The following is a 10,190-nucleotide window of genomic DNA, read 5'->3' on the forward strand; positions in this document are numbered from 1 at the left end:
TTTCTTTAATTTTTGTGTTTTCATTATTCAAATTAAACTGTGGCTGCATTATCTCACCTCCATATTTCTTTCATATCATTATAACACATATATATTAATATTAATATGTATAAATAATGAATTTTCTGTCAAGAATTAGAATTATAGAGCATTTTGTGATAAACTAACTATGAAAGGGGTTGGCAAAACATGAAAAAAAGCAACCTTTTTAAATTTTCAAGTTACTTATTTTCTATAGTTTCAACTTTTCCTGTGTCCATCCCTGTATTGCTAACAATAATCGTTTTAATAAGAAAAGGCAAATTTCTATACGATTTTATGATGCCCGCAGAATTAATTTTGTTTACTATCATTGCTTCCTTAGGCATTATTACTTTGCAAATTATAGATAAAAAAGCATTCTTTGAATACAAAAAGTTAGTTATACTGTTTTCACTATCTATTTCTAACTTCTTAGCTGCCAATATATATGCTTATCTTACAGGGCTTGCCCATGGAGATACAAACTTAAACGGGATACATTTATTTTTCATAACAATCTTTGTAATTTTGTGGCATCTTTTTGCTATATTAATTTCAATCGAATGCTTTAAATTAACAAAAAAAATAAGCACGAGGTGATTTTGCTTTGATCATTCTAAATAATCTTACAATTTCATTTCCAGGAAAAACTCTGTTGTCGGATGTTAATTTAAATATATCCGATAAAGAAAGGGTTGCACTAATTGGTAAAAATGGTTCAGGGAAAACAACACTTTTAAAGGCAATAGCTGGTATTTTTAACGACTATACAGGAAAGATAATCACTTCCGGTAAAATTTTGTATCTTGATCAGTTTAGAACTTTTGATGAAAAAACTCCATACGAATACTATATGAAAGTAGCTAACACTCCAGAAAAAGAAAGACTAGTTAGAAGTATACTTAAGGGCCTGGGATTTGAAGAAGAAGATTGGCATAGAGATATCTCCACTTTTAGTGGAGGAGAGAGAACAAGACTTCAAATTGGAAGGCTTTTCATTGAAGATGCAGAGTTTATTCTATTAGACGAGCCAACAAATTATCTTGATATTTTAGGAATAAGATTTCTTAAAAACCTCTTAAAAAACTTTAATGGAGGTTACATTATAATCTCGCACGATAGGAGCTTTTTAAGAGATACATGTGAAAGATTTTTAGAAATAAACAACGAAAAAATATGGGATTTTAAAATGAAATTTGACAGTTATCTTGTCGAAAGAGAAAGACTTATACTCCACCAACAAAGAACAATGAAGAACAAGCAAAAGGAAATTGAAAGGTTAAAAAAGATAATTGAAAGATACAGAAAATGGGGAAGAGAAAAATTCATAAAACAAGCAAAGAGTAAAGAAAAAATGCTACAAAAGATGCTTGAAGAGCTTGAATCTGAAGTAACTTTCAACGAAGAAGAATTTGACAAAAAAATATCCCTTCCAACTCCTGAAATGCCAGGTCACGTAGTTTTAACCGTAAAACATTTAAAATTCTTGGATATACTAAAAGATGTAAGTTTTACTATCCATTCGGGGGATAAAATGGCTCTGCTTGGTAAAAACGGCTCTGGAAAAAGTACTATCCTAAGATTAATTAAAGGAGATATAAATGGCTCAGGAACAGTTGAATTTGGATACAATGTAAGAGTAGAATTTCTTGACCAATTTGTAGAAGAATTAGATGAAGAAAGTACTGTATTTGAAGAAATATCAAATGAAATGGAATTTGAACCAGATTATGTAATTCGAGCATACGCTGGAAGATTTGGTTTCAAGGGAGAGGATGTATTTAAAGAAGTACACAACCTTAGTGGTGGCGAAAGACAGATCCTTGCACTTGCAAAGGTGCTCCTTAGAAAACCAAATCTTTTAGTGCTTGATGAACCTACAAATCATATGGATCTAGACACTCTAGAGGCTCTTGAAAATGCTTTAAAAGAATTTAAAGGAAATATTATACTTGTTTCACATGATGAAGAGCTCATAAAGAACGTGTGTAACAAATTTTTTGTATTAGAAAAAGGAATACTAAAAGAAATATCTGACCTTAGTGAATATGTTCCAACCGAAGAAAAAGAAAGAAAAAAGAAAGAAAATATAGAATTTGAGGAGAAAAAGAAACTGAAAAACAAATTAAAAAGCCTAAAAGAGCAATTGAAAAAGAAAAAAGAAAAAGAAGAAAAATTAATAAAGGAGCTTGAAAGGGTTGAAGAAGAGCTATTAAATATCGACTCTGATTATGTAAAAGCTGAAAAGCTTGTAAATCAAAAAAACGAATTAGAAGAGAATATATTTAATACAATGCATGAGATCGAAGAACTTGAAAAACAAATCGAAGAACTTGAAAAAGCTCTATAGTTTTTCAACAACGTTTTTTACCCATTTTCTACTGTGATATCTTGAATAGAGGATAATTGCCTTTGCTATTTCATCACTCATAGTAAAAAGATAAACAATTGGCAATGAAAATTTTAAAACAAGTCCTGAAAATGCTGCAAAAGGAACTCCAAGAAGCCATAAAGTTCCTGCTTCAACCATAAAAGAGTATCTTGTATCACCACCTGCTCTTAAAAAACCAACAATGTTTAAACCATTAAAAACCTTGATGGGTATAAAGGCCATGGAAATTGTTATAGTTACTCTAACAAGCATTTTTACCTCATCAGAAACATCAAAGAAGTTTACTATGTAGTAGGAAAGAATAACAGTCAAAGTGCCAGAAATAATTGCTACAATCTGTGAAAGCTTTATTACCTTTTTTGAAACATCAAAAGCTTCTTCAAATCTAGATGCACCAAGATAATTTCCAACAATAACGGATGCAGCTGATGCAATAGAAAATGTAAAGGAATATGCAAATCCTTCAATGGTTCCCATTATATTTCTTGCCGCTATTGTTTGAGTGCTCATATGAGCGTATATAACAGAATACATAGTCATACCGAAAGACCAAGCAAATTCATTAGCAATTGTAGGTAGTGTGTAATGGAAAAAGTTTTTTAAAAATTTCTTATCAATCATCTCAATATGTTTTAGTGTAAAAAATCCTGGAAGATTTTTTACCTTTATAATCAAAATTAAACTAACAAGTCCAACTATTCTTGCAATAAGGGTTGCTATAGCCGCGCCTAAAATACCAAGTTTTGGAAAGCCAAACTTTCCAAAGATTAAGCTATAATTTAAAAATACATTTGTTGATAGTTCTACTATCGTTACATACATCGGAATATGAGCCTTTTCTACACTTCTTAAAACAAAAGAAAAGACCATACTCAAAGCAAATATAGGAAAAGAAAAAGAGATAGTTTTTAAATAAATAATTCCTTCACTAATCACAAGTGGATCAGGACTAAAAAACCTCATAACAGTCTGTGGAAAGAAAAAAGAAAGAGTAAAAAATACCGCAGAAAAAAGTAAGGCAGTAGCACTTGTTACTGCGGATGATTTTGCTATTCCATCAAGATCTTTTTTTCCCCAAAATTGTGAAAAAAAGATGGATCCACCAGATATGAGTCCGAATAATATAAGATTGTATAAAAAGAAAAATTGATTTGAAAGTCCCACACTTGCAATTGCAACTTCACCAAGTTTTCCAATCATTAAGTTATCAACAAAATTGACACCAGTAGATAAAAATTGTTGTAATGCAATAGGAAGTGCAATTGCAAATATTTTTTTATATATTTCCATATAAATCCTCCTTAGTTAGGATTACTAATTATTTTAACACACGTAAAAATAATTGACAATATTAGTAAAAATTAGTTATAATAAAAAAGAATTTACAAAAAAAGGAGTGAAAAAGTGGAAAAATTCGAAGAGGCTGCAAGCATTTTAAAGGCACTTGGACATCCAATTAGACTTAAGATATTATACCTACTAAGTGAAAAAGAACATTGTGTTTGTGAACTTCTATCACAAATAAATACGAGCCAACCAAATCTTTCACAGCATCTTTCTATTTTAAGAAATTTAAAATTAATCAAAGATGAAAGAAATGGCAACATGGTAAAATACAAATTGCAAGATAACAAGCTTGTTAAAGCTATTCTCAGCGCTTTAAAATAATTTTTTTATTGACAATATAAGAATTTTATTATATACTAATTATTGAAATTACTGACTATTATAGAAGGGATGATTTTTTGTGAAGGGGTTTGTGATTATTTTAACAATCTTTTTAATATTCTACTTTGTTCCATTTAATGCTTCTATCGTTCAAGCTAGCATATTAAATGGATTTCAAATGCTACAAGAATATGCAAGAGAGCATGTATTGCTTTGTCTTGTACCGGCATTCTTTATTGCCGGAACCATAAGTGTCATGCTAAAAAAAGATGCTGTACTAAAGCTTTTAGGACCAACTGCAAAAAGGATTATTTCTTACCCCATTGCAGCAGTAAGTGGTGGAATACTTGCAGTTTGCTCTTGTACCATTCTTCCACTTTTTGGAGGGATATATAAAAAAGGTGCTGGAATTGGACCAGCAACCACATTTCTTTTTGCTGGACCTGCAATAAACATAGCTGCAATATTTTTGACTGCTAGAGTTCTTGGCTGGGATCTAGGCCTGGCAAGATTAATAGCAACTATAACTGCTGCTATACTGATTGGTCTGATAATGGAATTATTATTCCAAGAAAAAGGTGAAGGTGGTTTTATTACAACAGAAGAAAAAAGTGAAAATGGTCTAAAAGTACTTGTATTTTTCTTGCTACAACTTGCATTCTTAATAATTGGTGGATTAAAAATTAATCCAGCAGTTAAATATACGACAATGTTTGTTATATCAATTATTGTATTTTTAATGGCAGTGTTTTCATTTAAAAGAGATACTACAAAAAGCTGGCTGGAAGAAACTTGGGATTTTGCAAAAAAGATTTTACCTTACCTTTTTATTGGAGTATTTTTAGCGGGAATAATAACCAAACTTCTTCCTCAAGAAGTGGTTACAAATATACTTGGAAGCAACGGAATACTTTCAAATCTTTTTGCATCAATTATTGGAATGTTTATGTATTTTGCAACACTTACTGAAGTACCAATTGTTCAGGCTTTAAGAGAACTTGGAATGGCAAAAGGACCAACACTTGCACTTCTTATGGCAGGAAATTCTTTGAGTCTTCCAAGTATGATTGTTATAACAAGACTTTTTGGAAAGAAAAAAGCATTTACATACTTTACCTTGGTAGTAATATTCTCTACTATATTTGGTTTAATATACGGAAGAATATAAGGAGGGGAAAATATGGCAAAAAAGATTGAAATTTTAGGAAGTGGATGTCCAAGATGCAAACAAACTGAAAAAATAATGAAAATGGCAGTAGAAGAACTAAATATCGATGCAACTATTGAAAAAGTACAAGATATTAACGAGATTATCTCTCGCGGAGTTGCTGCAACACCAGCTGTTGCAATCGATGGAAAAATAGTTATTTCTGGAAAAATTCCTACACTCGAAGAAGCAAAAAAGCTTTTACAATAAGGATAATTTGAAAAAATAAGAGGGTAAATTTACCCTCTTATTTTTTACTTGACAAATTAGTATAAACTAAGTATAATTATAGATGAAGTCTAAAAGTTAAATTATTCTCAAATTAAGGAGGCTGAAAAAATATGAAGGTAATAGTTATAGGTTGTACACATGCTGGAACCGCGTTTACTGTAACTGCAAAAAAATTATATGGAGACAAAGTAGATATTACAATCTATGAGAAAAATGACACAATATCGTTTCTCTCATGTGGAATTGCACTCCACGTTGGTGGCGTGGTGAAAGACCCTGAAAAACTTTTCTATTCTTCCCCAAAACAATTATCAGAAATGGGAGCAAATCCAAAGATGAAACATGAGGTAATTGATGTCAACACAAAGGAAAAATGGGTTCTTGTTAAGAATCTTGAAACCGGTGAGACTTTCAAAGATACTTACGACAAGTTGCTGATATCTTCTGGTTCATGGCCTATCATTCCGAATATTCCAGGAATTGACCTTGAAGGAATAAAACTTTCAAAAAACTTTTACCACGCACAAGATATAATTAATCATTCAAAAAATGCTAAAAGAATTGCCGTTATAGGTGCAGGATATATTGGCGTTGAACTTGCTGAAGCTTTTAAAGAAAATGGAAAAGAAGTTATGCTCTTTGATATAAAAGATAGAATTCTATCAAGATACCTTGATAGAGAATTTACAGATATTTTAGAAGCAGAATTAAAAAATAACGGTGTTGAGCTTATTCTTGGAGAAAAAGTTGTAGAATTTAAAGGTGAAAACAACCATGTAAGTAAAATTATCACCGACAAAGGTGAATATAATGCAGATATGGTAGTGCTTGCAATGGGATTCAAGCCAAATACAGAACTTTTTAAAGGAAAAGTAGAAATGCTAGAAAACGGAGCAATTAAAGTCGACAAGTATCTTCATACTTCCGAAAATGATTTATTTGCCGTAGGAGATAGTGCAGCTGTTTGGTTTACACCTACTAATTCATATGAGTATATTCCACTTGCAACAAATGCTGTTAGGATGGGAACAATTGCTGCATATAATTTATTCGATGATACGGTAGAATACAAAGGAACACAAGGAACTTCAGGTGTTAAAGTGTATTCATATAACGTCTTTACTACTGGCATAAGTCAACAGTTTGCAGAAGAAAGAAATTTAGATGTGAAAACTATATTTACAATAGAAAATAACAGACCAGAGTTTATGCCTGAGTATGAAAAAGTATACATAAAAATCGTATATGACGATAAAACTAAAAGGATCCTTGGCGGTCAGATAATGTCTAAAGCTAATGTAGCAGAAAGTATAAATACTCTTTCACTTGCTATTTCAAATAATATGACTTTAGTGGATCTTGCATTTTCAGACTTTTTCTTCCAACCCCACTTTAACAAACCTTGGAATTTCTTAAATACTGTTGCATTAAAGGCTATTCAGTAATCAAAAATTCATTTTCTAAACTCCCCTGCCTTTTTAGGTAGGGGAGCTCTTTAATTAAGCTTTCTTTAGTTCAACTTTTGTTCTATTAATTAAAACATTTAATCTATATATTGAAAAAATAACAATTATTATACCTATCCACTGTCTCATTGTTATTACATTTGGAAAGAATAGTCTTGAAAGTAGCAACGAAGTAATTGGATTTAAAGTTCTTACTATATTTGCAATTGAAAAACCTATTTTACTCAAACTTTTGTAGAAAAAATATAATCCCAAAAATGAACCTATAAATGAAGCTATGGTTAGAAAAATAAAGCCACGTAAGCTGAATGAAAGAGAGCTAGTTCCATATATAGAAAAATAAAGAATGCTGATAACTAAGAAAGTTATAATATTATTTGCAAAAACTAAAAAATCTGCCTGAATCTTTGATAACTTTGCAACTGAATTACTGGTTGCAAAAAATAGAGCCGAACATATAGAAAATATACCACCAACAAGATTTAGATTCTCAACTTTATAAGAAGGCATAATAATTAAAATTATTCCAAAAATATTAACCGCTATCTGAAAAAATACACTCATAGAAATTTTTTCTTTGAATAAAAGGACAGAATACAAAGATGTAAAGATATAATATGATGTTCCAAGAACCATTGCTATACCAGGATCAAGCTTTGAAAGACCCATAAACATAAAAAGCAATCCTACGGCATTAAACAACCCTACGAAAATAACATACATATTTATTTTCTGAAACTTTTTTAGAAAAAATAATGAAAAAATACCTGCTAACAACGAGTTGATTACTGTGGCAAACATGGGATCAAAGTCTTTTAATGCAAATTTGTTAAAAATAGCCGTACTACCCATCAATACTGCTGAAAGAATTGCATAAATCATTTTTCCACCTCAACTTTATTTTCATGCTATTTTTTAGAATATGTATATAGATAAAATCCACAATCATTTACAATCTTTTTTAAAAAAGTATCAAATGTTCTAATTACACGGAACCTAAAATTTTTCCTAACTCCAGGAACTACAATAAGATTGGTAATTTTATACTTAATAACCGAAAATCCACTCTTTTTAATTATCTTCTCTAACTGTTTTGGAGTTAACTCTTTTTGATAACCATAATCCCATTTTCCAAAAATTTGTTGAATAATCCTATCAATAACTCCAAAAGATATTCTATTTGGAACCATTATCACCGCTATACCGCCTGGTTTCAAAATTCTATAAATTTCTTTTACAGATTTTTCTAAGTCTTCTTTTAATCTATAATGCTCAATAACTCCCAATGACAATACTAAATCACAATAATTATCTTCTATTGGTACATTTACTGCACTACCAAGCTTTAGTAACATTTGATTTCCAAACATTTTCCTTGCCTTATAAATTGCCTTTTCTGAAATATCTATACCAATAAGTTCTTTACTGTTTAAATCTCTCCCTACTAATTTTAAAATTCTTCCATCACCACAACCAATTTCGGCAATAGTTCCAACATTACTTATTTTAAATTCTCTCTTTATGTATTCTACTATCTGTTTAACTTTTAATCTTGAAACATAGTCTCTCACCTTTTCATCAGAATATGTATTATTACCTATCCAAACTTTATTCCAAATCTTACTAAAATTACCTTGATGCCCCCCCATTCTCTCATCCCCTTAATCTTTTAACTTTTCAACATTTTTTGCATTTAAAAACTTTCCCAAATTATTTTCTATCAATTCACCTTTTACATTTAAAATATCACCAACATTATACTCTCCCTTATTTCCACCGTGATATATTACAATATTCATTTTTTCATCTGTACTTAATATTCTTCCTAAAACAATCGTAGGTGCATATATTGAATGGGTATTATCTATAATTTCAACTTTATAATTTACTGCTCCTAAATTCCTATAATCTATCGAAAATATCTTAGGAATATCCTCAGTATTTTCATATGCAAAATGGCAACAAAATATTTTATCCCTAAAGTATACTCTTAAAGGAGTTTTCTTTCCTCTATCAAAAACTTCCATACCCTTTTTAGATGATAATCCTATAATCTTTTCAAATATTTCCATATTTCTTTTCAAATTAAATCTAAATAAAACATCTATATCACTCTTTTCTTTTCTAAGTCCTACCTGATATGATCCAACCATTCCTATTTCACTGTATTCTTCTTTTGAGACACCTAATAATTTTAAAAATTCTTCTAAATAGTAAAACTCTTGAGGATAATTATTCGAAAATTTATCAAATGTATAAAACGGATCATAAAATTTTTCTATATTACTTTTATCAACCAACATTTTATGTTCAACAAAATATGCTTTTGTATGTTTTCTTCCCAATTTTTTAATATACTCTAACTGTTCTTCAAAGCTGCGCCAACTTCCATCTTTCTTACGTATTACTTTTACATATTTTCTGTTTTCTATCTCTATATCTCCATCAGGTTGTTGTATGTAAATGTAATTGCAAATCACTTTATCTTCAGGATGCCACCACCCCTCAACACTACATATATCCCCCTCTTTCGTCATAAATAGTTGCATATCAATCATACATTCTTCCCCCTTTTATTCTTTCACTTAAAATGACACGTATATTATATATAACAATATATAAAACGTCAATATTAATTTAAATCTATTTAAAACAATGAATTTATTTCATTTCATCTTTTAAAAATGTATGATAATTATATTAAACGTTTTTATTTCAAAAATAATTTACATGATACAAAGTAATAATAATAATTCCAAAATATTTATTCTCCAAATTTTAGAAAATTAATATTTATTATATGTTAACTTCATTTTTTCAAGCCCATTAACACAAACAGAGTTACTCAGGCCAAAATAAAAAAGGCTGCACCTGTTAAAAAGAAAGTGTAGATCGACAATATTCGTTTAGTATATCTTCTCTGCAAGAACTATTTAACAAAATACTTAATACTGTCACGAGTCTAAAAAAACATCCGGAGCATAGATTATATACTTATGTATCAACTAATATTCAACCATTTAAAGTTATATTCTAATAAATAATCTACCTTCTATGAAGTGATTACGATTCAGCAATAAAGAAAATTGTTAAAATGATAAAACAAGCGGCCTGACCCCATAATATTGGAGAATAAATAAGGAAAACTCATTTTTTCACACAAACAATAAAATCGTTAAATTTAATTGATTTAATTTCATTTGAT

10 protein-coding genes are annotated in these 10,190 nt (G+C 29.8%); 6 read left to right on the forward strand and 4 right to left on the reverse strand.

The window, feature by feature from the left end; translation table 11 throughout:
- Window positions 1-189 precede the first annotated feature (189 nt).
- Window positions 190-621, forward strand: coding sequence for a hypothetical protein (locus JG780_RS08995; RefSeq protein ID WP_287570211.1), 432 nt, complete (start codon window positions 190-192; stop codon window positions 619-621).
- 7 nt (window positions 622-628) lie between these two features.
- Window positions 629-2,371, forward strand: coding sequence for an ABC-F family ATP-binding cassette domain-containing protein (locus JG780_RS09000; protein ID WP_287570212.1), 1,743 nt, complete (start codon window positions 629-631; stop codon window positions 2,369-2,371).
- Here the strand turns inward: JG780_RS09000 and JG780_RS09005 are convergent.
- The gene (locus tag JG780_RS09005; RefSeq protein WP_287570213.1) at window positions 2,366-3,703 is read right to left on the reverse strand and encodes an MATE family efflux transporter; all 1,338 of its coding nucleotides are present in this window, start codon (window positions 3,701-3,703) and stop codon (window positions 2,366-2,368) included. The two genes, JG780_RS09000 and JG780_RS09005, sit on opposite strands and share 6 nt — an antisense overlap.
- A 114-nt stretch (window positions 3,704-3,817) precedes the next feature.
- On the opposite strand from JG780_RS09005, the gene JG780_RS09010 reads away from it, so the two are divergent.
- The 4 genes from JG780_RS09010 (at window position 3,818) to JG780_RS09025 (ending at window position 6,964) form a co-directional block, all read left to right on the forward strand.
- Window positions 3,818-4,081 (forward strand): ArsR/SmtB family transcription factor, encoded by a 264-nt coding sequence (locus tag JG780_RS09010; protein ID WP_287570214.1) that lies wholly within the window; start codon window positions 3,818-3,820, stop codon window positions 4,079-4,081.
- A 79-nt stretch (window positions 4,082-4,160) separates the two neighbouring features.
- A complete protein-coding gene (locus JG780_RS09015; RefSeq protein ID WP_287570215.1) occupies window positions 4,161-5,249 on the forward strand; it encodes a permease in 1,089 nt (362 codons plus the stop codon).
- Window positions 5,250-5,261: 12 nt separating this feature from the next.
- Entirely contained in the window at window positions 5,262-5,498 is a 237-nt protein-coding gene (locus JG780_RS09020) for a thioredoxin family protein (protein WP_287570216.1), read from the forward strand.
- Window positions 5,499-5,629: 131 nt separating this feature from the next.
- On the forward strand, window positions 5,630-6,964 hold the full coding sequence (locus JG780_RS09025) for an FAD-dependent oxidoreductase (RefSeq protein WP_287570217.1): 1,335 nt from the start codon (window positions 5,630-5,632) through the stop codon (window positions 6,962-6,964).
- Between the two features lie 54 nt (window positions 6,965-7,018).
- Here JG780_RS09025 and JG780_RS09030 read toward each other — a convergent pair whose 3' ends face one another.
- The 3 genes from JG780_RS09030 to JG780_RS09040 are packed head-to-tail and all read right to left on the reverse strand — an operon-like array spanning window position 7,019 to window position 9,543.
- A complete protein-coding gene (locus JG780_RS09030) occupies window positions 7,019-7,867 on the reverse strand; it encodes a DMT family transporter (RefSeq protein ID WP_004100959.1) in 849 nt (282 codons plus the stop codon).
- A 26-nt stretch (window positions 7,868-7,893) separates the two neighbouring features.
- On the reverse strand, window positions 7,894-8,634 hold the full coding sequence (locus JG780_RS09035; RefSeq protein WP_004100962.1) for a class I SAM-dependent methyltransferase: 741 nt from the start codon (window positions 8,632-8,634) through the stop codon (window positions 7,894-7,896).
- A 12-nt stretch (window positions 8,635-8,646) separates the two neighbouring features.
- Window positions 8,647-9,543, reverse strand: coding sequence for a hypothetical protein (locus JG780_RS09040; protein WP_004100964.1), 897 nt, complete (start codon window positions 9,541-9,543; stop codon window positions 8,647-8,649).
- Window positions 9,544-10,190 lie beyond the last annotated feature (647 nt).

The sequence above is a fragment of the Thermosipho sp. (in: thermotogales) genome (genome assembly GCF_020054775.1).
In the GTDB taxonomy this organism is placed as follows: domain Bacteria; phylum Thermotogota; class Thermotogae; order Thermotogales; family Fervidobacteriaceae; genus Thermosipho; species Thermosipho africanus.

Excerpts from the sequence above, each read along its gene's own strand:
- JG780_RS09025 (WP_287570217.1), top strand. The coding sequence starts at position 5,630 with ATGAAGGTAATAGTTATAGGTTGTACACATGCTGGAACCGCGTTTACT.
- JG780_RS09035 (WP_004100962.1), bottom strand. The coding sequence starts at position 8,634 with ATGGGGGGGCATCAAGGTAATTTTAGTAAGATTTGGAATAAAGTTTGG.
- JG780_RS09005 (WP_287570213.1), bottom strand. The coding sequence starts at position 3,703 with ATGGAAATATATAAAAAAATATTTGCAATTGCACTTCCTATTGCATTA.
- JG780_RS08995 (WP_287570211.1), top strand. The coding sequence starts at position 190 with ATGAAAAAAAGCAACCTTTTTAAATTTTCAAGTTACTTATTTTCTATA.
- JG780_RS09030 (WP_004100959.1), bottom strand. The coding sequence starts at position 7,867 with ATGATTTATGCAATTCTTTCAGCAGTATTGATGGGTAGTACGGCTATT.
- JG780_RS09040 (WP_004100964.1), bottom strand. The coding sequence starts at position 9,543 with ATGATTGATATGCAACTATTTATGACGAAAGAGGGGGATATATGTAGT.
- JG780_RS09020 (WP_287570216.1), top strand. The coding sequence starts at position 5,262 with ATGGCAAAAAAGATTGAAATTTTAGGAAGTGGATGTCCAAGATGCAAA.